The 24,557-nt window shown below is 65.9% G+C and carries 20 protein-coding genes and 1 tRNA gene; 13 read left to right on the forward strand and 8 right to left on the reverse strand.

The genetic code is table 11. The features are described 5' to 3' along the window. The first annotated feature begins 143 nt into the window (after positions 1 to 143). The 4 genes from CEY11_RS10810 (at position 144) to cysG (ending at position 6,757) form a co-directional block, all read left to right on the forward strand. Positions 144 to 1,328, forward strand: a complete 1,185-nt coding sequence (locus tag CEY11_RS10810; RefSeq protein WP_088603413.1) for a cupin domain-containing protein — start codon at positions 144 to 146, stop codon at positions 1,326 to 1,328. A gap of 357 nt (positions 1,329 to 1,685) precedes the next feature. Further along, positions 1,686 to 3,467 carry an assimilatory sulfite reductase (NADPH) flavoprotein subunit gene (locus tag CEY11_RS10815; protein ID WP_088603414.1) on the forward strand — a complete coding sequence of 594 codons (1,782 nt, stop codon included), beginning with the start codon at positions 1,686 to 1,688 and terminating at the stop codon, positions 3,465 to 3,467. Between the two features lie 162 nt (positions 3,468 to 3,629). Further along, a complete protein-coding gene (gene cysI, locus CEY11_RS10820) occupies positions 3,630 to 5,339 on the forward strand; it encodes an assimilatory sulfite reductase (NADPH) hemoprotein subunit (protein ID WP_088603415.1) in 1,710 nt (569 codons plus the stop codon). Then, positions 5,336 to 6,757, forward strand: a complete 1,422-nt coding sequence (gene cysG, locus CEY11_RS10825) for a siroheme synthase CysG (protein WP_088603416.1) — start codon at positions 5,336 to 5,338, stop codon at positions 6,755 to 6,757. Before cysI ends, cysG begins: the two co-directional genes overlap by 4 nt. Positions 6,758 to 6,881: 124 nt before the next feature. Here cysG and bamC read toward each other — a convergent pair whose 3' ends face one another. The 4 genes from bamC to CEY11_RS10845 form a co-directional block, all read right to left on the reverse strand. Beyond that, positions 6,882 to 7,997 carry an outer membrane protein assembly factor BamC gene (gene bamC, locus CEY11_RS10830; RefSeq protein ID WP_198958882.1) on the reverse strand — a complete coding sequence of 372 codons (1,116 nt, stop codon included), beginning with the start codon at positions 7,995 to 7,997 and terminating at the stop codon, positions 6,882 to 6,884. 17 nt (positions 7,998 to 8,014) lie between these two features. Then, entirely contained in the window at positions 8,015 to 8,917 is a 903-nt protein-coding gene (gene dapA / locus CEY11_RS10835; RefSeq protein ID WP_088603645.1) for a 4-hydroxy-tetrahydrodipicolinate synthase, read from the reverse strand. Between the two features lie 109 nt (positions 8,918 to 9,026). Beyond that, complete coding sequence (locus CEY11_RS10840) at positions 9,027 to 9,677, reverse strand: site-2 protease family protein (protein ID WP_088603418.1); 651 nt, start codon at positions 9,675 to 9,677, stop codon at positions 9,027 to 9,029. 69 nt (positions 9,678 to 9,746) lie between these two features. Beyond that, positions 9,747 to 10,373, reverse strand: a complete 627-nt coding sequence (locus CEY11_RS10845) for an L-threonylcarbamoyladenylate synthase (protein ID WP_088603419.1) — start codon at positions 10,371 to 10,373, stop codon at positions 9,747 to 9,749. A gap of 193 nt (positions 10,374 to 10,566) precedes the next feature. Between CEY11_RS10845 and CEY11_RS10850 the strand changes: the two genes are divergently transcribed. The 5 genes from CEY11_RS10850 (at position 10,567) to CEY11_RS10870 (ending at position 16,542) form a co-directional block, all read left to right on the forward strand. Then, positions 10,567 to 12,222, forward strand: coding sequence for a sensor histidine kinase (locus CEY11_RS10850; protein WP_088603420.1), 1,656 nt, complete (start codon positions 10,567 to 10,569; stop codon positions 12,220 to 12,222). Between the two features lie 81 nt (positions 12,223 to 12,303). After that, positions 12,304 to 12,379 (forward strand) — tRNA-His (locus CEY11_RS10855). A 287-nt stretch (positions 12,380 to 12,666) separates the two neighbouring features. Next, entirely contained in the window at positions 12,667 to 14,139 is a 1,473-nt protein-coding gene (locus tag CEY11_RS10860) for a phospholipase D-like domain-containing protein (RefSeq protein ID WP_088603421.1), read from the forward strand. A 111-nt stretch (positions 14,140 to 14,250) separates the two neighbouring features. Next, positions 14,251 to 15,468 (forward strand): trans-sulfuration enzyme family protein, encoded by a 1,218-nt coding sequence (locus CEY11_RS10865; RefSeq protein ID WP_088603422.1) that lies wholly within the window; start codon positions 14,251 to 14,253, stop codon positions 15,466 to 15,468. A gap of 30 nt (positions 15,469 to 15,498) precedes the next feature. Beyond that, positions 15,499 to 16,542: an NADPH:quinone reductase gene (locus tag CEY11_RS10870; protein WP_233154831.1), complete on the forward strand. Its 1,044-nt coding sequence runs from the start codon at positions 15,499 to 15,501 to the stop codon at positions 16,540 to 16,542. On the opposite strand, the gene CEY11_RS10875 is transcribed toward CEY11_RS10870, so the two are convergent. Continuing rightward, on the reverse strand, positions 16,534 to 17,700 hold the full coding sequence (locus CEY11_RS10875) for an acyl-CoA dehydrogenase family protein (RefSeq protein WP_088603647.1): 1,167 nt from the start codon (positions 17,698 to 17,700) through the stop codon (positions 16,534 to 16,536). The genes CEY11_RS10870 and CEY11_RS10875 overlap by 9 nt on opposite strands. Before the next feature lie 5 nt (positions 17,701 to 17,705). Next, positions 17,706 to 18,929, reverse strand: coding sequence for a CaiB/BaiF CoA transferase family protein (locus CEY11_RS10880; RefSeq protein WP_088603648.1), 1,224 nt, complete (start codon positions 18,927 to 18,929; stop codon positions 17,706 to 17,708). A gap of 147 nt (positions 18,930 to 19,076) precedes the next feature. On the opposite strand from CEY11_RS10880, the gene CEY11_RS10885 reads away from it, so the two are divergent. From CEY11_RS10885 to CEY11_RS10895, 3 genes are all read left to right on the forward strand, one after another. Beyond that, complete coding sequence (locus CEY11_RS10885) at positions 19,077 to 19,853, forward strand: enoyl-CoA hydratase/isomerase family protein (RefSeq protein WP_088603423.1); 777 nt, start codon at positions 19,077 to 19,079, stop codon at positions 19,851 to 19,853. A gap of 65 nt (positions 19,854 to 19,918) precedes the next feature. Continuing rightward, positions 19,919 to 20,815, forward strand: coding sequence for an HpcH/HpaI aldolase/citrate lyase family protein (locus CEY11_RS10890; RefSeq protein ID WP_088603424.1), 897 nt, complete (start codon positions 19,919 to 19,921; stop codon positions 20,813 to 20,815). Positions 20,816 to 20,971: 156 nt separating this feature from the next. Beyond that, positions 20,972 to 21,949, forward strand: a complete 978-nt coding sequence (locus tag CEY11_RS10895; RefSeq protein WP_088603425.1) for a Bug family tripartite tricarboxylate transporter substrate binding protein — start codon at positions 20,972 to 20,974, stop codon at positions 21,947 to 21,949. Between the two features lie 159 nt (positions 21,950 to 22,108). On the opposite strand, the gene CEY11_RS10900 is transcribed toward CEY11_RS10895, so the two are convergent. After that, the gene (locus CEY11_RS10900; protein ID WP_088603426.1) at positions 22,109 to 22,561 is read right to left on the reverse strand and encodes a MaoC family dehydratase; all 453 of its coding nucleotides are present in this window, start codon (positions 22,559 to 22,561) and stop codon (positions 22,109 to 22,111) included. 58 nt (positions 22,562 to 22,619) lie between these two features. Next, positions 22,620 to 23,552 (reverse strand): BKACE family enzyme, encoded by a 933-nt coding sequence (locus tag CEY11_RS10905; RefSeq protein ID WP_088603427.1) that lies wholly within the window; start codon positions 23,550 to 23,552, stop codon positions 22,620 to 22,622. 252 nt (positions 23,553 to 23,804) lie between these two features. Here CEY11_RS10905 and CEY11_RS10910 point away from each other — a divergent pair, with 252 nt between their 5' ends. Next, complete coding sequence (locus CEY11_RS10910; RefSeq protein WP_088603428.1) at positions 23,805 to 24,557, forward strand: FadR/GntR family transcriptional regulator; 753 nt, start codon at positions 23,805 to 23,807, stop codon at positions 24,555 to 24,557.

Genomic DNA, 24,557 nt, shown 5'->3' on the forward strand with positions numbered 1-24,557 from the left:
CCTGACATGGCTCGACAAAATCCTGCGCCTGATCCGATGCCGTCCGCGCGGCCGGCCGCCACGGTGGTGCATAGCGAACGGCGCAATACCGCCGGCGTTCCGCCGCAAATCCGCGAAGCATCTCGTTGCGACATCTCTCACTCATGAACATCAATCGCCCCCTCGCCCTGCTGGGTGGGCTTACGCCGCAAGCCTTCATGCGGCGCTACTGGCAGCGCCGGCCGCTGTTGATCCGGCAGGCCATACCGGGCTTCCACCCGGGGCTGTCGATCGCGGACATACGCGCGCTGGTGCGCCGCGAAGAGGTGGAATCGCGCCTGGTGTGGCAGGACACGGCGGGCTGGCACATGAAGCACGGCCCGTTCGCCCGGCTGCCGGCCATGCGCCGCCCAGGCTGGACGGCGCTGGCGCAAAGCGTGGATCTGCATGACGACGCCACGGCCGAGCTGATGCAGCGCTTCCGCTTCATTGCGGATGCCCGGCTGGACGACGCGATGATCAGCATCGCCTCGGAGGGCGGCGGTGTGGGCCCGCACTTCGACAGCTACGACGTGTTCCTGCTGCAGGCCGAGGGCCGCCGGCGCTGGCGCATTGGCAGCCAGCAGGATCTGGACTTGGTTCCCGGGCTGCCGCTGAAGATATTGCGCGACTTTCGCCCCGAGACGGAATACGTGCTGGAGCCCGGCGATATGCTGTACCTGCCGCCGCACATCGCCCACGAAGGGGTGGCGCTGGACGCGTGCATGACGATATCTGTGGGTTTCCGCGCCCCTACCCTGGCCGTGCTGGCCCGCGGCATGCTGGAGGCGGCGGGGGATCAGATCATGGCCCGCGCAGGCGGCGACGGCGGCCTGTACGGCAACCCGCCGCTGCCCGGGCCGGATCTGGGCGGCCGTTTCCGCGATGCGGGCACGGCCGCAACGACCAGCCCCGCGCGCCTGCCCGACACGCTGCTGCGCGCCGCCTGCGAAGCGGTTCAGTGCGTACGCTTGGACGAGGCGCTGGCGGCCCGCTATCTGGGCATGTGGCTGAGCGAGCCGCCGCAGGCGGCGTACTTCGAACCGCCGGACGAGCCGGTGGAACTCGAGCCCGCCCGGCCCGCCACCGGCCGCCTGGAACTGGACCGCTGCACGCGCCTGCTGTATCGCGGCAGCAACATGTTCATCAATGGCGAGCTGGCGCCGCTGCCAGCCAGCGCGGTGCTGCGGCGCCTGGCCGACGAGCGTCGCCTGCCCCTGACCCCGGCCCGCCTGCGCGCCCTGGGCCCGGAACGGCGCGAAATGCTGAACGAATGGCTGAGCGAAGGCTGGCTGCACTATAGGGATTAGGGCAAGTTTGGCGCAGACGTTTACCGCCTTCCCACAGCGCCCGTTCCGCGCAGTGCTTCGCAGACTGCAAACACCTGAACCGCAAGTGCGCCGAAGCCTATAGCCGCCCAGAAGAGGTCGCATGGCCACAAAAAGGCTACTCCTGGGCGTTTTTATTCATGCTCGCCGCGGCGCCATCGCGGCCGCGTTTCGCGCCTCGGATGACAGGCCCACACGGCCACAGAGCATCCCGGCGGGCCATATACCCCGCGCAGAATAAACTTATACGCGCATAAGGAAATAAGCATCGCATCGTTCGTTTGAACGGCACACCTCCCTAGAATTAGGGCTACCCCTGATTCTCTCTGCGAGCGACCGATGCTAGCGCCTTCTTATCTGCCCGAAGCCAAACACAATCTGATCAACGAATTGCTGGAAGGGCTGGATCCTGGCGCCCTGAGCTGGCTGTCCGGCTACTTCGCCGGCGTGGCTCAGGGGCGGCAGCCCGCGAAGGCGGCCGCCAGCGTGGCAGCGGTGCCCGCAGCGGCCACGGCCAAGCGCCTGACGATTGTGTATGGCAGCCAGACCGGCAATGCCAAGCGGGTAGCCGAAGCCCTGGCGGAACGTACACAGTCCGTAGGGCTGAACACGCGGCTGGTGCGCGCCGACGGCTACAACACGCGCGAGCTGAAAGACGAGCAACTGCTGTATATCGTCATGAGCACGCAAGGCGATGGCGACGCGCCCGACGACTCGCGCGCCTTCACTGAATTCCTGGCAAGCAAGCGCGCCCCCAAGCTGCCGCAACTGAAGTATGCCGTGCTGGGCCTGGGCGACTCCAGCTACCCCATGTTCTGCGGCATGGCGCAGTCCATCGACGCCCGCCTGGCCGAGCTGGGCGCCCAGCGCCTGCAGGAAGTGGGCACCGCCGATCTCGACATCGACACGGTGGCGACACCCTGGCAGGATCACGCCCTGGAGCATGCGCAGAAGGCCCTGAAGCAAGGCGAAGCCACCACGGCCACCGTTACCGCGCTGCGGCCCAAGCCGGCCAGGGTTTCGCGCGATCAGCCGCACCTGGCCGAACTGCTGCTGAACCAGCCCATCACCCACGGCGGCGACAAAGACGTGCGCCACCTGGAAATTTCGCTGGAAGGCAGCAACCTCAGCTACCAGCCCGGCGATGCCCTGGGGATCTGGCCGACGCAGTCCGACAGCCTGGTGCAAGCCGTTGCCGCGGCATTCGGCCTGGATCTGGACGAGACGGTAGAAATCAATGAAGTGCGCCGCCCGCTGCGCGAGTGGCTGGGCAAGTACCGCGAACTCACGGTGCTGACCAAGCCCTTCCTGCTGGCGCATGCCCAGTTCACTGGCAATGCCGAGCTGCAAAAGCGCATCGCCGCCCCCGAAACGCTGCGCGCGCTGCTCGACAACTACCAGTTGCTGGATCTGATCAAGGAATATCCCGCGGCCTGGGAAGCGGCCCCGCTGGTGCAGGCGCTGCGGCCGCTGGCCCCGCGCATGTATTCCATAGCCTCCAGCCAGGCGGAAGTGGGCGCCGAGGTGCATCTGACCCTGGCGCACGTACGCTACGAACGCGACGAAGAAGAACGCTGGGGCTGCGCCTCGCATTTCCTGAGCGACCTGGAAGAAGGCGGCAAGCTGCCGATCTTCATCGAGGAAAATCCACGCTTCCGCCTGCCCGCCGACCCGGCGCGCGACGTCATCATGATCGGGCCGGGCACCGGTGTGGCGCCGTTCCGCGCCTTCGTGCAGGAACGCAGCGCGGCCGGCGCCTCGGGACGCAACTGGCTGTTCTTCGGCAACCCGCACTTCGATTCCGACTTTCTGTACCAGACGGAATGGCAGCGCGCACTCAAGGATGGCGACCTGCACCGGCTGGATCTGGCCTTCTCTCGCGACCAGTCCAAGAAAGTCTATGTGCAGGACAAGCTGCTGGCCGCAGCCAGCGATGTCTACCAATGGCTGCAGAACGGCGCGCATCTTTATGTGTGCGGCGATGCGACACGCATGGCCAAGGACGTGCACGCGGCGCTGCTGCAGGTGGCCGAGACCGAAGGCGGCCTGCAGCCCGAGGCCGCGCGGCAATGGCTCGACGGCCTGGCCGCGGAAGGCCGCTACGCGCGCGACGTGTATTGAACGCCGGCAGGCGCGCAAGCACAGCACAGAGCGTGCCGGCCTTGCGCGCCTCAAGACACACAAGACATAAAGACGTTGAAACATTGCGACGTCAGGACATACACACATGAACGTACGGAACGCATAAGTGTACGGACGCATATCGACTGAATCAGGAACACAATGAGCGGTAATCTTTCCCACCTCGAACACATCAAGGCGGACAGCAATTTTCTGCGCGGCACCATTGCGCAAGGACTCGCAGACCCGGTAACCGGCGCCATCAGTGAAGCCGACACCAAGCTGCTGAAGTTCCACGGCAGCTACCAGCAGGACGACCGCGACGTGCGCGACGAGCGCCGCCGCCGCAAACTCGAGCCGGCCTACGGCTTCATGATCCGCGCCCGGCTGCCGGGCGGTGTGATCAAGCCTGCCCAGTGGCTGGCGCTGGATCGCATCGCCACGGAATTCGCTACCCGCGGCCTGCGCATCACCACCCGCCAGACCTTTCAGTGGCACGGCGTGCAGAAGCGCAATCTGAAGAAATTCATGCAGGGCATCCACGACGCCATGGCCACCACCTTGGCCGCCTGTGGCGACGTCAATCGCCAGGTGGTGAGCTCGGTGAACCCCCTGCTTTCCAGCCAGCACGCCATCGTGCAGGAATGGACGGAAAAGCTGTCCGCGCATTTCCTGCCGCGCACCCGCGCCTATGCGGAAATCTGGCTCGACGGCAAGAAGGTCGAGGACGTGGGCGGCGAGCCCGACGAAGAGCCGATCTACGGCAGCACCTACCTGCCACGCAAGTTCAAGATCGGCATCGCCATCCCGCCCGTCAATGACATCGACGTGTTCGCCCAGGATCTGGGCCTGATCGCCATTATCGAAGACGGCCGGCTGCTGGGCTTCAACATCGCGGCCGGCGGCGGCATGGGCGCCACGCACGGCGACAGCACCACGTATCCGCGCCTGGGCAGCCTGATCGGCTTCATCGAGCCCGAGCGCATCGTCGAAGTCGCCGAGACCATCGTCAAGGTGCAGCGCGATTTCGGCAACCGCAGCGAACGCCAGCACGCGCGCCTGAAGTACACCATCGACAGCCGCGGTGTGCAGTGGTTCAAGGACGAGGTGCAAAGCCGCCTGGGCTACGAGCTGCAGCCCTTGCGGCCGTATCGTTTCGAACACAACGGCGACCGCTACGGCTGGATCGAAGGCGAAGACGGCCGCTGGCATCTGGGCCTGGCGATCGAGGCCGGGCGCCTGCTGGACAACGGCGACTATCGCCCGCAAACCGGCATGCGCGAGCTGGCCAAGATCCACAAGGGCGAATTCCGCCTGACCTGCAACCAGAGCCTGGTCATCGCCGATGTCGCGGCCGAAGACAGGGCGCGCATCGACGAGCTGGCGGCGCAGTACGGGCTGGACGACTACCTGCGCGACAGCGGCATACGCCGCCACGCCATCGCCTGTGTGGCGCTGCCCACCTGCGGGCTGGCCATGGCGGAAAGCGAACGCTACCTGCCGGTGCTGCTGCCCAAGCTGGAAGCCTCGCTGGAACGCCACGGGCTGCGCGACGCGCCGATACTGTTGCGTCTGTCGGGCTGCCCCAATGGCTGTTCGCGGCCCTACCTGGGCGAGATCACCCTGGTCGGGCGCGCGGTGGGCCGTTACGACCTGCGGCTGGCCGCCGACTTCATCGGCCAGCGGCTCAATACCCTGTACCGCGAGAACGTAGCCGAGCCGGAAATTCTGTCCTGCCTCGACGAGCTGTTCGCCGCCTATGCCGCCGGCCGCCAGCCCGACGAGAAATTCGGCGACTTCCTGATTCGCACCGAGGTCATACCCCCCCCCACGCAGAACCTGGTGCCCATCGTGCTGGAAACGATATCGTGAACCTCTTTCCCCTGTTCACGCAGCTGCGCGGCCGGCGCGTGCTGGTGGTGGGTGGCGGTATCGTCGCCCAGCGCAAGGCGCAGAGCCTGGCCGCGGCCGGCGCCGACGTGCTGGTGGGCGCCACGGCTTTTACCGAAGAGCTGGAGAAAATGGCCGCGCACGGCGCAGTACAGCTGCAGCGCGGGCCGTTCGAGCCCGCATGGCTGGACGGCGCATGGCTGGCCATCGCCGCCACGCAGGATCAGGCCGTCAACCGCGCGGTGGCCGGCGCGGCCGAAGCACGCCGCATCTTCGCCAACGTGGTCGACGATGCCGAGCTGTCGAGCTTCCAGGTGCCTTCGGTGGTGGATCGATCGCCGCTGGTAATCGCCATCTCGTCCGGCGGCACCGCCCCGGTACTGGCGCGGCGCGTGCGCGAGCGCCTCGAGACCCTGCTCGATCATTCCCTGGGGCCCTTGGCCACCCTGGCCGGCAAGTATCGCGCCGCGATACGGCGCCAGCGCCCCAGCCTGCGCAGCCGGCGCGAATTCTACGACTGGCTGCTCGACGGCCCGGTGGCAGCCGCACTGCGCAGCCGGCACGCCGCGCAGGCCGAGCACGAGCTGCAGCGGCAGCTGGAACGGCATCAGCCGGCGGTGCCGGGCAAGGTGATACTGGTGGGCGCGGGCCCGGGCGACCCGGGCCTGCTCACACTGAAGGCCCTGCGCGCCTTGAACCAGGCCGACGTGATTCTGCACGACCGACTGGCCAGCGAGGAAGTGCTGGCGCTGGGCCGGCGCGACGCGCTGCGTATTTCGGTGGGCAAGACTCCGGGCGAAGACCACGAGGCCACCCAGCGGCGCATCCACGAAACAATGCTCGAGCACGCCCGTACCGGCGCCTGCGTGGTGCGCCTGAAGGGCGGCGACGCCTTTGTCTTCGGCCGCGGCGGCGAAGAACTGGAATTCCTGCGCGCCCATGGCGTTGCCTACGAGGTGGTGCCCGGCATCACGGCGGCATTGGCCTGCGCGGCCTACGCGGGCATACCGCTGACGCACCGCGACCATGCGCATTCCGTTACCCTGGCGACCGCGCACGCCAGCGCGCGCGGCGACGCCGCGGCCTGGCATGCACCGGCAGGCCGGGGCCAGACACAGGCCTTCTATATGGGCGTAAGCCAGCTGCCCGGGCTGCGCACGCGCCTGCTGCAGCAAGGCCGCAAGGCCGACACCCCCTTCGCCCTGGTCGAAAACGGCACACGCAGCCAACAACGCGTGCTTTGCGGCAAGCTGGACGAATTGGTGGAACTGGCCCAGGCCCATGCCATCCAGGCCCCTGCGCTGCTGCTGGTGGGCGAAGTCGCGGCCATGGCGCCACGGCTGCACTGGTACGGCACCTTGATAGAAGGCAATACCGCGGCACTGGCGCGCGCCGCCTGATTCCATTTCAAATCAATCGCGCACTTTGTGTTTAGAAATGGAATGACACAGGCTTGCAGCACCAACGCAAACGGGCCGGGATTACCCCGGCCCGTTTGCTTGCACGGACTGCGCTTGTGCCGCCTTATTTCATGTGATTGCCCAGCACCGTGACAATGCGCTGCGCGGTCGGGCTGTTGTCGCGCTGGCCGTTCTTGTCGAGCACCGTGACCGTAGACCCGGCCCCTTCCTGCGCCACGTGGATACGGTAGCTGGCGGCCTCGGTAGTGTCCTTGGCGCCGAACATGCGCGTCAGGAAATTGCTTTCCTCGAGCTTGCGGCCGGTGTCCGTATCGAGATAACGGATGAAATAGTCGCCGCTGGAACGGTCGCGGTCGACGACCGAGAAGCCGGCCGCATCGATGGCCACGCCCACCCGGCGCCAGGCGCGATCGAATGATTCGTTGAGCTTGACTTCGGCCTGGCCGGTCGGCGCCTGGGTCACGGTCGGCTGGCTCGGGTCTTTCTCGGCCTGGGCCACCAGGGTACGCGCCTGCTTCACGTCGGTGCCCATGAAAACCATCAGACGAGCCAGCATGGCTGCATTCAGGCCCTGGTCTTCTTTGCCGTACACCCATTTGAAGGCCGCGCCGTCCGCCGTCGGGGTTTCGACCATGTGCTCGTGGCTGATGTAGACCTCGGTCTTGCCGTTGACGCGCTCGATGCGGGTGCGGAAGCGGTCGCGCTCGCCGCTGTCGTAGACCTGGTCGATAATGCTGCCCAACGCGCTGCGGATCCAGCTTTCTGGGATCTTGGCGCGGTTTTCGGCCCAGTCGGTCTGGATCAGGCCGGCCTTCGGATCCTGCGAACGGATGGTGAAGCCTTCGTGGCCCCAGAAATCGACAACCTTGGGATATACGTTCTGGGCGGGCTGGTCGATTTCCAGCCAGCGCAGGTCGCCGTCGCGCATGACCTGCACGCCGTTGGTGGCGGGCAGGATCTTGTCGCTGGGGCCCAGCGCCTTTTGCGCCTCTTGGTTCTGCTGGTACTGGCTATAAGTGGTGGTGCCGGCCGGCGCCTTGTAGTGGGCGTCTTCATTGGCCTGGGTGAGATCGGGCGGGATGCTCAGGGGCTGCCCCGCCACCGTGCTTTTGTAGTTGACGGACTCTTCGTTGCCCACGACCTTCTTGATCTGGGCGCAGCCAGACAAAACCAGCAGGCCGGCGGCCATGGTCATGCCAACGGCGTAGCGTTGTTTCATGCGCATATTCATCATGTTCAGATCAGGCCCACTTCTTTCAAGGAGGTGCGCAGCAGCGCGTGATACTGCTCGCTTAAGGAGGTTAGCGGCAGCCGGTAGCCGAGTTCCGTGAGCCCCATTTCGGCCACGGCCCATTTCACTGGAATGGGGTTGGACTCGACAAACAATACTTGGTTCAAATGCGCCAGCCGCGCATTGAGTTCGCGCGCCTTGGGCACGTCGCCGTTGATGGCCGCCATGCACAGTTCGTGCATCAGGCGCGGCGCCACATTGGCCGTGACCGAAATATTACCGCGCCCGCCCAGCAGCATGAGCGCGGCGGCAGTGGCATCGTCGCCGCTGAACACCTGGAAGTCGGCGGGGGCATCGCGCAGCAGCAGCGCGCCGCGCGCGATATTGCCCGTGGCGTCTTTGATGCCGATGATGCCCGGTACCTGCGCCAGGCGCAGTATGGTTTCGTTGGAGATGTCGGCCGAAGTGCGGCCCGGCACGTTGTACATGATGCAGGGCAGTTCGGTGGCCTCGGCCACCGCACGGAAATGCTGGTACAGCCCTTCCTGGCTGGGCTTGTTGTAGTAAGGCACCACCGACAGGCCCGCCTGCGCGCCCACCGCCTGGGAATGCCGCGCCAGGTGTATGGCCTCGGCCGTGGAGTTGGCGCCGGTGCCGGCAATTACCGGCAGGCGCCCGGCGGCGTGCTCGACCGCAATGCGGATCAGTTCCGCATGCTCGTCCATGTCGACCGTGGGCGACTCGCCCGAGGTGCCCACCACCACCAGCGCGTCGGTGCCCTGCTCAGCATGCCAGTCTATGAGTTTGCGATAGGCATCCAGATCCAGACTGCCGTCCGGGTGCATGGGGGTTACCAGGGCCACCATACTGCCCTGAAAGCGTGGAATTGCCGTATCCGTACTTGCCATGATGGGAACCATCTCCTCGGGCCGCCAGCAGGGGCGCGCACCGTCAAAACACCGTCAAATTGAACCTAACGTGCAAGTTTACCGGATTAGGGCCTGTTCACGCCAAAACTTATAGGAACCAGCGGATGACGGCCTGGCCGAGCGCCAGCAGGGGCTGCAAAAAGGCCCACAAGGCGCCGGTGATCATCAGCAGGATGATGATCAGCATGCCGTAGGGCTCGATGCGGGAATACTGCCAGGCCATGCGGCCGGGCAGCAGGCTGAAGACGATCCGTCCCCCGTCCAGCGGCGGCAGAGGGAATAGATTCAAGGCCATCAGCACCAGATTGATCTGTATGCCGGCTATGGTCATCTGCACCCAGAAGTTGTCCTGTGTAGCGCCGGACTCGGCCAGCAGGCGCAGGCCCAGGGCCCATATGACCGCCATGACCAAGTTCGACGCCGGGCCCGCCAGCGCCACCCACAACATGTCGCGCTTGGGGTTGCGCAGCCGCCCCCAATCGACCGGCACGGGCTTGGCCCAGCCGAACAGCAGCCCGCCACCGCCCAGCAGTTTGGAGCTGAACAACAGCACCAGCGGCACCACGATGGTGCCGATCGGGTCGATGTGGCGCACCGGGTTCACGCTGATGCGCCCGGCCAGATAGGCTGTCGGGTCGCCGAACAAGCGCGCCACGTAGCCGTGCGCGGCCTCGTGCAGCGTAATGCCGAACAGCATGGGCAGAGCGTAAACCGTGATGGTCTGAATGAGAGAGTCCATGAATTCCCGGTGCGCGGCGGCGGCCGATATCGGCGCCGTCGGTATATGAGAAAAATTCGATGAGAAAGTTCAGTCCAGGCCCAGGGCCGCCAGATTCCCCTGCCCGCGGCGCACCACCTGGGGCGCCGCGCCGGTAAGATCGATGACCGTGGTCGGCATGAGCGGGCACGCCCCGCTGTCGATGATCGCCGCCAGCTGGTTGCCGTAGCGCTCTCGGATCTGCTCGGCGTCGTTAAGGGGTTCGTCCTCGCCCTCGGGGATCAGCGTGGTGGACATCAGCGGCGAGCCGGCCTGCTCGATCAGGCCCAGGGTCACCTTGTTGTCGGGCACCCGTATGCCTATGGTCTTGCGCGAGGGGTGCGACACGCGCCGCGGCACTTCGCGCGTGGCTTCGAGGATGAAGGTCCAGGGGCCCGGCGTGGCCAGCTTGAGCAGGCGGTACTGGCGGTTGTCGACCCTGGCGAAATGGCCGATTTCGGCCAGGTCGCGGCATAGCAGGGTCAGGTGGTGGCGGTCGTCCAGCCCGCGCAGGCGCCGCAGCGCATCGGCGGCCGCCTTGTCGTCGAGACGGGCCAGCACGGCATAGCTGGAATCGGTAGGCACCGCCACCAGGCCGCCATCGGCCAGCAACTGACCCGCCTGACGCAACAGGCGCGACTGGGGATTGTCGGGGTGAACTACGAAAAATTGTGCCATGGAACGTATCCTAACATCATTATTGGAGCGTTCCAGTGCTGCGAGGTTCCGCATCGGGTTTGCCCGCAGGCCGCGGCCTTCCGGCCGGATTCCACTATCTCACGTCTATAATAATCAGTTGCAAATCAAATATATCTGACGGGGGACATAAGATTGCGGAGCGCCTCCGGCCGCCCGCAACGCGCTGCGCCTAATGGATCCGCAAACCGCTATCGTCCTGGCCACGATGATGATCCTGGCCAACAGCTGTGCACTTGCCCTGGTGCGACGCCGGCTGCTGGCCGCTGTGCGCCCCGCGGCGGACGCATGGCAGGCCGGGCTGTTGTACCTGGCGGCGGGCTGCCTGACGCTGCTGGCCCATGCCCATCTGCCCACGGTCGTACTGCTGCTGGCATCCAACGCGCTACTGATGTCGGGCCTGGCCTGCTACTGGCGCGCGCTGCGCCGTCTCTACGGCCAAGCGCCGAATGACAAGGCGCTGCTGGTGGCGGTGGGCGTGGCCACGCTGGGCATCCTGGTGTTCAGCGCCTGGCTGCCCAGCCCCAAGACGCGCATCTTCATCTCCACCCTGACCTGGATCTACATCCTGGTAGGCAGCTGCGTCACCCTGAAGCGGCACGCCGGCGAAGACGCGACGGCGGCCCGGCTGGTGCTGATGGCCCTGAGCGCCATCGTGGCCGCCTTCTGCATACTGCGGGCGGTCTACTTCGGCCTGTCGGTTCTGGCCCCCTCCTTCGACGTCACCGACGACACCAACTTCATGAACCGGCTCACGCCACTGGTCACTGTCCTGCTGCCGGTGATCGGCTCATCGATGTTCATGCTGATGTGCCACGATCGCGGGCGCCAGTTGTCCGTCGCGCAGGCCGGCGCCGCCGGCAAGCACGAAGCCGAGACCCTCAGCTACATAGGCCACGATCTGCGCGCGCCGCTGGCAAGCATCGTCGGCTATACGCGCCTGCTGCGCGAGACTGGTACCCCCGAACAAGCCGAGCACCTGCGCGCCATCGAGCGCAGCGCCAGCTATCAATTGACGCTCATAGACGAGATACTGGAATTCGCCACGCACGAACTCAAACCGCTCGACATCCAGCGCGCGCCCGTAGAGCTGGCCGGGCTGCTGGAAGACGTGGCACAGCAGGCCTATGTACTCAGCCTGCAGCATGACAATCGTTTCGAACTGTTGGCGGAAAATGCGCTGCCGGCCCGGGTATCGACCGACACGCGGCGCCTGCAGCAGGTGCTGCTCAACCTGATCTCGAACGCCGCCAAATTCACCCGCGGCGGGCTCATCAGCCTGACGGTAAGAGCCAGCGAAGGCCAGGACGAGGCAACACTGGAATTCACCGTGGCAGACTCCGGGCCCGGCATAGATCCGCAGCTGCAGCCCTCGGTGTTCGAGGCCTTCGTACAGGCCGAGGCGCGGCCCGGCAGCGCCGGGCTGGGCCTGTACATTGCCCGCAGCATCGTCAAGAACCTGGGCGGCGACCTACGGCTGGAGAGCCGGCCCGGCGCCGGCAGCCGCTTCAGCTTCGCACTGCCGGTCAAGCGCTTGTCGCGCGCAAACGTGGCTCCCAATGCCCTGCGCCAGGCGTTCCAGCAGCCCAGCGCGTCGGCCCAGACGGCACGCGCGCGGGACAAGGCCAGCATGCCGCCGCTGGAAGTTCGCGAAGACCTGGCCCGGCTGGCGCGCGCCGGCGGCCTGAGCGATATCGAGGACTGGCTGCAGCGCCATTCGGAAGCGGAATCCGGCCACCAGCACGCGGATTACTACGAGGCGGTGCGTACGGCGCTGCAAAGACTCGACTTCCAACGCATCGAATCCATAGCGCTGGCGGGCATGAATTAGGGCCTGCCCACAGAACATGCTAGAATCACGATCTCTTTGGCGCAGCCCCCGGCAGTCCGGGCATGGCGCACTAGGGCAGTGGTGACCGTAGCTCAGTTGGTAGAGTCCCGGATTGTGATTCCGGTTGTCGTGGGTTCGAGCCCCATCGGTCACCCCAGGAATACACAGCTTTCCATGCACGTGCGGGCTTATGCGCATTCCCGTGCACGGAAACAGAAACAAATATACAAGCATTGAAGCAAAGCCGGCCTTGCGCCGGCTTTATTGTTTCTACGGCCTGCCATGCCGGGCCGCTCCGGCCGGCTTTCCGGCCGCTTTCTATATATACTAGCCGCACTTGCCGCCCTATACCTTGTCGTGGCTGCGCATCTCGGGCGCCGCGACAAGCCGCCGGGCCGCGGCAGGCCGTTGCCGAATCCCGCCACTGCCCATTGACGCGCAGCCATGACCTCGACGCACCTGTATACACTGCACGACCTGATCGTACGGCATTGGCCGCATGTGGTTTTCGTGATCAGCGTGGTATCGGGGGCAGCCGCCGCGATCCACGCGGCCATGAACAAGAGCGACGTGCGGGCCGCCATCGCCTGGGTGGGCGTGATCCTGATGTCGCCGATCTTCGGCCCCCTGCTGTACCTGGTGGCCGGCATCAACCGCGTGCGTCGCGACCGCATATCCCAGCAGCGCGACAGCTCGCTGAAGGACTACACCAACCAGAAGGCCATCCCGGTCGCCGACGTGGCGGAAGACTCCGGCACGCAATTCATGTCGATGCGCACCCTGGGCGACCGGATCAGCGGCTTCCCGCTACTCGACGACAACCACATCCGCATCCTCAACGGCGGCGACGAGGCCTACCCTGCGATGCTGCGGGCCATACGCGCCGCACGCCGCACCATCGGGCTGCAAACATACATCTTCGACGACGACCGCAGCGGCCGTGAATTCGTCGATGCGCTGGCCGAGGCGCACGCCCGCGGCGTGGAAATCCGCGTGCTGATCGACGCGGTGGGCTCCAAATATTCGCGCCCCCCCATCATCCGGCTGCTGCGCAAGAAGGGCATTACCGCTGCCCTGTTCATGACCAACCCCCTGGGCATGAAGATGCCCTACGCCAATTTGCGCAGCCACCGCAAGATCCTGATCGTCGACGGCCGCCACGGCTTCACCGGTGGCATGAACATCCGCGAAGGCTTCGTCTCGGCGCTGGCCGGACGCAACGTGGCCTCGGACACGCACTTCCAGGTCGAGGGCCCGGTGGTGCTGCAGCTGACCTCGGTATTCGCCCACGACTGGGAATTCACCACCCACGAAACGCTGCCTTACGCCGTATGGTGCAGCGACGAATTGAAAAACGTGCCGCAGCCATCGGTGCCGGCGCGCTGCGTACGCTCGGGCCCCGACCGCTTCATCAACAGCACGCACAATATGCTGCTGGGCGCCTTCGCCGTGGCGCAGCGGCACATCCGCATCCAGTCGCCCTACTTCCTGCCCGACCAGATACTGCTGGGCGCCTTGAACACCGCCGCCCGGCGCGGCATACAGGTCGACGTGGTGATACCCGGGCACAACAATCTGCGGCTGGTCGACTACGCCATGACGGCGCAGCTCGACCAGATCATCCGCAACGGCTGCCGAGTATGGCGCGCCAGCGGCAATTTCAACCATTCCAAGCTGATCACCATAGACGGCGGCTGGTCTTACGTCGGCTCGTCGAACATGGATCCGCGCAGCCTGCGCCTGAATTTCGAGCTCGACATCGAGGTCTACAGCCACGAGCTGGCGGCGCAGATCGAACTGATGATAGACAGCGAGATCGAACGCGCCGACCCCTGCTCGCTGGCCGAGCTGGCCGCGCTGCCCTTCCGCAAGCGGCTGCGCAACAAGATCATCTGGCTGGCCAGCCCGTACCTGTAAGCAAGACAGGCGGCCGAGGGCGGCAGCCCGTGTTCAGGCAGGCGTATGATGACAGGGCCGCCGCCCGGCCATGGTTCACCACCGCGCCGCGCATAGATCCTGGAGCCCCGCATGACAGCCGCAACACCACCCGCCCCTGATACACAGCCCACCGACTGGCACGACGAGACCATCGCCCTGCACGGCGATGCGGCGCTGGCCCAAGATGCCGCGGTAGTAGCCCCGATCCATTACAGCGCCACGTTCCGGGCCGACTCGCCGCAAGCCTTCGCCGCCATGGCCAACGCAACGCGCCCCACCGGCCTGTACACCCGCTACGGCAATCCGGTGTACAAGCGCGTCGAGGCCATACTGGCCGAACTCGAAGGCACCGAGACCGCGCTGCTGATGGCCTCGGGCATGGGGGCGATCAGCACCACGGTGCTGGCCCTGGTGTCCAAGGGCGACCACGTCGTCGCCCAGCAGCGCCACTACATGAGCACGACCAAGCTGTTCGAGGAAGTGCTGCCGCGCTTCGGCGTGGAAGTCAGCATCGTCGAACAGACCGACACCGCGGCCATCGCTGCGGCGCTGCGGCCCGAAACGCGCCTGGTCATGCTGGAAACGCCCGCCAACCCGACCCTGTCGCTGACCGACCTGGCGGCCGTGGCCAAGCTGGCGGCGGCACGCGGCATTCTTACCATCGCCGACAATACCTTCGCCTCGCCGCTAAACCAGAAGCCCCACGAGCTGGGTATAGACATTGTCGTGCACAGCGCCACCAAATACTTCGGCGGACACCACGACATCACCGCCGGCGCCGTCTGCTGCTCGGAAGAACACGCCGAGCTGATCTGGAAGATGCACGTCACGCTGGGCGCGGTGCTCTCGCCCATGGACGCCTGGCTGCTGCTGCGCGGGCTGCGCACCCTGCCGCTGCGCATGGAACGCATCAACGCCAATGCACTGGCCCTGGCCGCCTGGCTGGAGCAACAGCCGCAGGTCGAGCGGGTGCACTACCCGGGCCTGCCCAGCCACCCGCAGCATGCGCTGGCGCTGCGGCAGATGAAGGGCTTCGGCGCCGTCATCGCCTTTTCCATCAGGGGCGGCTTCGACGCCACCAGCTCATTCGTCGCCTCGCTGCGGCTGGCCACGCACGCGGTCAGCCTGGGCGGGGTCGAAACCCTGGCGGTGCACACCGCCGCCATGTGGGCCGGCACCATGACCGAGGCGCAGATGCAGGCCGCCGGCATAGAGCCCAATTTCGTGCGCATGTCGGTGGGTGTGGAACATATCGAAGATCTCAAGGCGGACATAGGCCGCGCCCTGCGGGCAACGCAAGCGGCCTGAATCCGTCATCACGACACGGGGGAACAAGCAATGACTGCAAACCAGGGCAAGGCGCCGGCGGCGACCATGAAGGCCGCGTGGTACGAAGGCAGGGGCGCGGCGCGCGATGTGCTGCATGTCGGCGAGCTGCCCAGGCCCGAGCCGGGGCCGGACGAGGTGCTGGTGCACCTGCACGCCAGCGGCCTGAACCCTTCGGACGTCAAGTCGCGCAGCGGCCGGGGCTCGCGCCCCAACACCTATGCGCGGGTCATCCCGCACCAGGACGGTGCCGGCGTCATCGTTTCGGTGGGATCGGAAGTGGACGGCGCCAGAATCGGCCAGCGCGTCTGGATCTACGAGGCGCAGCTCGGCCGCGCCGAGGGCTGCGCCGCCGAATACGTGGCGCTGCCCTCGCGCAACGCCGTGGCACTGCCCGATCACGTCTCGTTCGAAGAAGGCGCCTGCCTGGGCGTGCCCACACTGACCGCGCACTACTGCGTCACGGCCGACGGCCCGGTCGCGGGCAAGCACGTGCTGGTAACCGGCGGCGCCGGCGCGGTCGGCAACTATGCCATCCAGTTCGCCCGGCTGGGCGGCGCCACGGTGTACGCCACAGTGCGCACCGAAGAACAGGCACAGGCGGCCCGGGAGGCCGGCGCGCACCACGTCATCTTCCGTCTCGACCAGGACGTAACCGGGCGTATTGCCGAAATCAGCGGCGTGCTCGATGGGCGCGCCATCGATCGCATCGTCGACGTGGCCTTCGGCGCCAATCTGGAAACCAGCCTGAAGGTGCTCAAGCCCAACGGCGTGATCGCTTCTTATGCCTCCGACCAGGTACCTGCGCCCGCCGTGCCCTTCGGACGGCTGCTGGCGCTGAACGCCACCGTGCGCTACGTGCTGGTGTATGTCATGGATCGCGCCGCCCACGAGCGCGCCATCGCGGCGGTTACCGAGGCCTTGCAGAAGCGCCAGCTGCGCCACCACGTCGCGGCGCGCTACAGCCTGGAGCAGATCGTCCAGGCCCACGAGGCGCAGGAGTCAGGAGCGACCGTCGGCAAGATCATCGTTTTGCCGGAGCCGGGCTCAGTATGATTTGGGCAGGCCCAGCACCTTCTCGGCAATGAAGCACAGGATCAGCTGCGGCGAAATCGGCGCGATGCGCGGCAGCATGGATTCTCGCAAGTAGCGCTCGACGTCGTATTCCTTGGCATAGCCCATGCCGCCATGGGTAAGCACCGCCGTCTCGCAGGCGTGAAAGCCCGCTTCCGCGCACAGGAATTTGGCGGCGTTGGCCTCGGCCCCGCAGGGCCGGCCCTGATCGTACAGCCACGCCGCTTTCTGGTACAGCAGCGTGGCCGCCTCCAGCTCGACCCAGCGCTCGGCCAGAGGATGCTGCACCCCCTGGTTCTTGCCTATGGGGCGGTCGAACACGATGCGCTCGCCCGCATAAGCGGCCGCCTTGCGCAGCGCCGCGCGCCCCAGTCCCACAGCCTCGGCCGCCAGCAGCACGCGCTCGGGGTTCATGCCGTGCAATATGTATTCGAAGCCGCGGCCTTCCTCGCCGATCAAATCGCCAGCCGGGATTTCCAGGCCGTCGATGAACAGCTGGTTCGAGTCCACTGCCTTGCGGCCCAGCTTCTCGATTTCGCGCACCTCTATGCGGCTGCGATCCAGGCCGGTATAGAACAGGCTCAGCCCATGCGTCGGCTTGGCGACTTCTTCCAGGGGCGTGGTGCGCGCCAGCAGCAGGATCTTGTGCGCCACCTGCGCCGTGGAGATCCAGATCTTCTGGCCGTGCACCACATAGCGGTCGCCCTGCTTCACCGCGCGAGTCTTGAGCTTGAGCGTGTTGAGCCCGGTATTGGGCTCGGTGACACCGAAGCAGGCCTTGTTCTGGCCGCTGATGATGGGAGGCAGCCAGCGCGCCTTCTGTTCCGGCGTGCCGTGCACCACCACGGGATGCAGGCCGAAGACGTTCATGTGCACGGCCGAGGCGCCCGACATGCCCGCGCCCGAGGCCGAGATGGTTTCCATCATCAGCGCCGCTTCGGAAATGCCCAGTCCCGCCCCGCCATATTCCACCGGCATGGCAATGCCGAGCCAGCCGGCGCCGGCTACAGCGGCATAGAAATCCTCGGGAAAACCCCCGGCCGCATCCTTCCTGCGCCAGTATTCATCATCGAAGGCGCGGCACACGTCCTCGATGGCGGCGCGGATGGCGAGCTGATCCGATGTCAGGTCAAAGTCCATGGTGTTCATTTCCTGTCTGTAGCGGGCGCGCCGCCGGCGTGCCGCGGCGCCTGTATCGTACCCGCCTGCAGCAGCGCCTCGATCTCGCCGCCGTCATAGCCCAGGCCGGCAAGTATCTCGCGGCTGTGTTCGCCCAGGCGCGGCGGCGGCCGGCGTATGTCATTGCGCCGGCCATCGAAGCGCAGGGGCTGGGCAACCATGCTCAGCGGCTGGCCGTCCTGCGCCGTGCAAGTCTGCAGCATGCCGCATTCGCGGGTATGTGGATGCGCCAGCATTTCGCCCACAGTCTGGATGGGGGCGCAGGGCACGCCCGCGCCACGCAGCAGCTCCAGCCACTCGTCGCGGCTGCGCCGCGCCAGTATCGCCTGCACCGCCTGCAGCACTTCGGCGCGATGCGATACCCGGTCGGCATTGACAGCATAGCGCACATCGGCGGCCAGGGCCGGGGCTTCGGCCACGCGGCAGAACGCCTGCCACAGGGCGTCGTTGGCAATGCCCAGCAGAAAGGGTTTGTCGCTTGCGTCGAAGGCCTGGTAAGGGCACAGCGACTCGTGGGCCGAGCCCCAGCGCTGCGGCTCGGTGCCGCGCTGCCAGTAGCTCTGCGACATGTAGGCCAGAAAGCCCAGCGAGGTATCAAACAGGCAGGCCTCGACCAGCCCGCCCTCGCCGCCGCGCATGCGGCGGATGAGCGCCGACAAGATGCCTATGGCGGCATGCATGCCGGTAGCCTGGTCGATCGGCGAATAGGGGCTGCGCGCAGCGGAGCCGTCGGGCTCGCCGGTGGTGGCCATCATGCCGCTGAAAGCCTGCAGGATCACGTCGTAGCCCTTGGCGTCTTTCATGGGCCCCTGCCGGCCGAAGCCCGAAATGCTGCAGTACACCAAGGCCGGGTTCAGCTCGCGCACGGCCTCGTAATCTATGCCCAGGCGCTGCGCGACGCCCGGCCCGTAGCTTTCCACCACCACGTCCGCGTCGGCGATCAGGCGCCGCACCACTTCGCGTCCGCGCTCGTGCTTGAGATCCAGCGCCAGACTGCGCTTGTTGCGGTTGGCGCTGAGAAAGACGGTGCCCTCGCCATCCCGGAAGGGCGGCCAGCGGCGCGTATCGTCGCCGTTGACGGTCTCCACCTTCACGACCTCGGCACCCATGTCCGCCAGATACTGAGTGCACAGGGGGCCGGCCAGCACTTTGGAAAAATCGACTACTCGTATCCCGTCCAGGGTGTTCATGTGATCGTCGCCTCGCATTTTCCTGTTCGTCTGATTTTAATGGTCTAACCGTTGACTAAAGCGATAATATTAACTATTCTTCTCTACGTCAATGCGGTGCACAGGTGTCGCCCGCATATCCACCGCCATAGGCAGCAAGGAATCCGCGTGAGCATCGACTTCTCTGTAGACGGCCACGGCATTGCCACCATTACCATCAACCGCCCCGAACGGCGCAACGCGCTCGACCGGCAGCACTACGACCTGCTGTCCGACGCCTGGCGCACCGTGCGCGACGACGACGCCATCCGCGTGGCCATTATCACCGGCGCGGGCGACCGGGCCTTCTGCGCCGGCGCCGACATCAAGAGCTTCCTGGCCGACGCGCCGCCGTTGGCGCAGATCGCACGCACCCAGCAATCGCAGTTGCTGAACCGCGGCCTGGAAGTCTGGAAGCCCATCGTGGCCGCCGTCAACGGCTACTGCCTGGGCGGCGGCATGACCCTGCTGCTGGCCACCGACATCCGGGTCTGCACGCAGGACGCGCAATTCGGCCTGTCCGAAGTACGGCGCGGCGCGTTTCCCGCCAACGGCGGCACGCAACGCATCTGCCAGCAACTGCCCCATGCCATCGCCATGGAAATCCTGCTGCTGGGCGACAACTTCGATGCCCAGACCGCCGGGCGCTGGGGCCTGGTCAACCGTGTGGTGCCCCGCGAGCAGCTGCTGGACACGGCGCAGCAATACGCGCTGCGCCTGGCGGCCAATGCACCACTGGCGGTACAGGCAGCCAAAGAACTGGCGATACGCAGCCGCGATGCCGACCTGGCCACCGGCCTGCGCCTGGAACAGCTGTTCCTGCGCCTGCTGCAGGAAAGTGAAGACATACAAGAGGGCTCGCGCGCCTTTACCGAGAAGCGGCCTCCGGCATTCCGGGGAAATTGATACTAAGTATCTACATAAATCAACTGCGCACTCATCAGAAAACACACATCGGCGAGGCAAACAGCATGACCCACCAGGCATTCCGATCCCTGCTATTCGTACCCGGCGATAGCGAACGCAAGCTCGCCAAGGCTGAATCCACGAGCGCCGACGCCCTGGTGCTAGACCTGGAAGACGCCGTCGAGCCCAGCCGGCTGCCGCAGGCGCGGGAGATGGTGCGCCAGTACATGCAGGCGCGGCCCGAACGCCGCCAGGCCCTCTGGGTGCGCATCAATCCGCTGGACTCCGGCCTGGCGCTGGACGACCTCGCAGCGATAGTGCGCGGTGCGCCCGATGGCATCCTGCTGCCCAAGGTGGCGGGGCCCGCGGCCACAGTGGCACTGGCCGGCTATCTCGACGCGCTCGAGGCGCGCGACGGCGTGGCGTGCGGCTCGGTGGGCATCATTCCCGTTGCCACCGAGGTTCCGGATGCGCTCTTCGCCCTGGGCGGCTACAAGCACAGCAGCCCGCGGCTGCAAGGCCTGACCTGGGGCGCGGAAGACCTGGCCTCCGCGCTGGGCGCGGCCACCAACCGCCAGGAAGACGGCGAGTACGACTTCACCTACAGGCTGGCGCGCTCGCTGTGCCTGCTGGGCGCGCATGCCGCGGGGGTGCGCGCCATCGACACCATCTGCGGCAACTTCCGGGACGACGCCGGCCTGCGCAGGGAAGCGGCGCAGGCGCGCAAGGCCGGGTTCTCGGGAAAGATAGCCATCCATCCCGACCAGGTTGCCGCCATCAACGAGGCCTTCACGCCGGACGCAGCCGAACTCGAGTACGCCCGGCGCATCGTGCAGGCCTTCGAGCAGGCCCCGGGCACAGGCACGCTGCAGCTCGACGGCGAAATGCTCGACCGCCCGCACCTGAAGCGGGCCATGCAGATTCTGGCGCAGGCCGGCTCCGCCTCGGGCGGCCCGGCCTGATGCGGCCCTGGCCACGCCCCGCGCCGCGGCCACGCACGAACAGGCTGTTTGCAAACCCGGCAGCACGAACCGTAAAGGCAGCACAACCCCACGCAGCACACGACCCACTATAGCAGCCGTTGCACAGGCTGCAGCCCAAACCGGAGGAGATCCGAAATGAAGAAACCGCTACGCAGGAAATTGCTGGTAATGTCTTGCGCGCTCGCAATGGGCATCGCCGGCACCGCCGCCAGTGCGGCCTATCCCGAGAAAGACATACGCTTCATCACCGCCTTTGCCGCCGGCAGCGCCAGCGACATCGTCGCGCGCCTGATCGCCGAACGCCTGCAGGCCGCGCTGGGCCAGCCTGTGGTGGTCGAAAACAAGGCCGGCGCCTCGGGGCAGATCGCCGCCAACTACGTGGCGAAGTCCGCCCCCGACGGCTACACGATCATGCTGGCGACCAACACCACGCACTCGGCCAACCCCTATCTATTCAAGACACTGCACTACGACCCGATCAAGGACTTCACGCCGATCGCCCAGATCTGCAACTTTCCCTTCGTGCTGGCCGTCAGCGGCAAGCTGCCCGTCAACAATGTCAAAGAGCTGCTGGCATATGGGCGCAAGCACGCCTCGAACCTGAGCTATGCCTACGGCAACAGCACCGGCCAGATATCGGCCGCGGCATTCGACAAGGCCACCGGCCTGCACGCCACGCCAGTGCCCTACAAGAGTTCGCCGCAGGCCATGACCGACGTAATAGGCGGGCGCGCCTCGTTCATGTTCGCCGACCTGGCCTCGGCCGGCAGCTATATCAAGTCGGGCAAGCTGAAGCTGCTGGGCGTCACCACCAGCCAGCGCAGCAGCCTCGCCCCGGCGCTGCCGACCATCGCCAGCGCCATCGGCCAGCCCGGCTTCGACCTGGCGGCCTGGGTGGGCATATTCGGGCCGGCGCACATGCCGCAGCCCGTCGTGCAACGGCTCAGCAGCGAGATCGTCAAGATCGTTTCATCGGCCGACATGCGCGAGCGCCTGAATCATCTCGGCGCCGAGCCGACCCCTGCGCCCGCCGGGCAGTTCGGGCCCTTCGTGGCCCGGCAGCTGGCCGTATGGGGCCAGAAGGTGAAGGAAGCCGGCATCCCGCCCCAATGACGCACAGCGGCCGCCGCCACGGCGGTGGCCACAAACACTGCCTCAGGATTCGTGGCCCGCGCGGGCCACGCGCACATTTTGCCAGCCGCGGGCAACGCCCATCCTTAATGTGAAAGAAGCCTCTTTCACCCTCGGGGGTGGCCGCAACTGCCATCCTCGTTAGGGCGTCTTCAGCATCAGCGCACTGCGCTTGCAGGTAGCCACCAGGGTACCGCGCTGGTTGTAGCCGCGGTGCTCGAACACCACGATGCCTTGGGAAGGCCGCGAACGGCTTTCGCGCAGCGACACCACTTCGCTCTGTACCCTGAGGGTGTCGCCATGGAACACCGGCGCGGGAAAGCGCACCTCGTCCCAACCCAAGTTGGCCACCGTGGTACCCAGGGTGGTGTCGCCCACCGATATGCCCACGATCAGCCCCAGCGTGAAGGCGCTGTTGACGAGGCGCTGCCCGAACTCGGTATGTTCGCGGCAGTATTCCTCGTCCAGGTGCAGTGCGGCCGGATTGTGCGTCAGCGCCGTGAAAAAGACATTGTCCGCCTCGGTAACCGTGCGCCTGATGGCATGGTCGAAAATCTGCCCGACGTGGAACTGCTCGAAATACAGGCCGGCCATTCAAGTCTCCGGGATTGTCTTGTTCCGCTTGGTCTGGTTTCGCGCGCGGTGCGGTGGATCAGAAAGCCACCTGGTCGCCGCCTTTGGTCTGGATCATGGCGCGCGCCTCGGCCGGCGTGGCGATTTCCAGCGAAAGGCGCTCCAGGATCTCGCGGATGATGGCCACCTGCTCGGCGTTGGACTGCGCCAGCCGGCCCTTGCCCGCGTACAGGCTGTCTTCCAGGCCGACGCGGACATTGCCGCCCAGCAGCGCGCTCATGGTGACGAAGGGCAGCTGATGCTTGCCGGCCGCCAGCACCGAGAGATAGTAGTCGTCGCCGAACAGCTTGTCGGCAATGGCGCGCATGTGCAGCAGGTTTTCCTGGTGCGCGCCGATGCCGCCCAGTATGCCGAAGATGCACTGCAGGAAAAATGGCGGCTTGATCAGCCCACGGTCGGCGAAATGCGCGACGTTGTACAAGTGGCCGACGTCGTAGCATTCGAACTCGAAGCGCGTGCCCATGGCCGAGAGTTCCGACACGCCGCGCTCGATCTGCGCGAAAGTGTTCGACAGAATGAAGTCGCGCGTCATTTCCAGGTAGGGCTTTTCCCAGTCGAACTTGAATTTCTCGATGCGCGCGCCCGCGCCCGAGATATTGAAGTTGAACGAACCCATGTTCATCGACGCGACCTCGGGCTGCGCCCACTTGGCCGGCGCCAGGCGTTCGTCCAGCGTCATGCCCAGGCCGCCCCCGGTGGTGATGTTCAGGATGGCATCGGACTGCTCTTTGATGCGCGGCAGGAACTCGGCAAACAGCTTGGGATCTTGCCGCGGCAGGCCGGTCTGCGGGTCGCGCGCATGCAGGTGCAGCATGGAAGCGCCGGCGCGCGCCGCGGCCACCGCGTCCTTGGCGATTTCTTCGGGCGTGATGGGCAGGTACGGCGACATGGAGGGCGTGTGTATGGATCCCGTCACGGCGCAGGTGATGATTACCTTCTTGGCTTGTTTCATCGATGTCTCCGGCTATATGCCGCCGGCCCCGCGAATATACGGAACCGGCTTGCAGCAGTGTACCGGGCACACCGCGACCGCATGCCGGCGCGCCGATGCTGCTTTGCTCTTCAATTTTGTCGCAATTCTCCGGCAAGCTTACCCAAAATGGTCTTTCCAGTCAATGGTCAAACAATTATTAATTTGTATATTTCATGGTAGACTGCATATACATAGAATACATACATATACAAGTTTCCGAACCTTAGTGCCATGAGTTCGCCCCCCCCCGCGTCCGGCACTGCCCGGCTGGACATCATCGAGGTTCCGAAGTCCTGCGACATGCTGGCCAACAAGCTGCGCGAGCAGATTCTGGGCGGAGCGATCGCCGACGGCGCCATGCTGCCCCCCGAACGCGACTTGGTGCAGCAGACCGGGCTGAGCCGCGGCTCGGTCAGGGAAGGCCTGCGCATCCTGGAGGCCGAAGGGCTGATCAAGACGCGTTCCGGGCGCTACGGCGGCTCCACCGTCACGCGCCCTTCCGGCGCCATGGTGTCGAACCAGATCAATCTGTATGCGCGCGTGCGCGGCATCCCTCTGGAATCCATCGTACAGGCGCGCGAAGCGCTGGAACCCTCGCTGGCCCGGCTGGCAGCGCTGAACCACACCGAGGAAGATCTGCAGCGGCTGCGCGAAATTTCACGCCGCATCGAGGCCGCCTACGACGACGTGCCCACCTACCTCGACGAGAACGTGCAATGGCACTGCGCCCTGGCCCAGGCCAGCCACAACGAGCTGCTGCATACGTTCACGGTGTCGATCTCGCAGCTTATCCGCGAAGCCACCGGCATCAAGGACATGGCGCCCACCGAAATACGCAGCACCGTCATCCAGGCCCACGAGCGCATACTGCAGGCCATCGCCGCCCGCGATGCAGACACAGCCGAGCGCCGCATGCAGCGCCACGTTCAGGCCTACGCCAAGCGAGTGCGCGAACTGACCAGCGCCAAGCCGCGCCGCCGCTGA

It is taken from the genome of Candidimonas nitroreducens (assembly GCF_002209565.1).
Lineage (GTDB): Bacteria > Pseudomonadota > Gammaproteobacteria > Burkholderiales > Burkholderiaceae_B > Candidimonas > Candidimonas nitroreducens.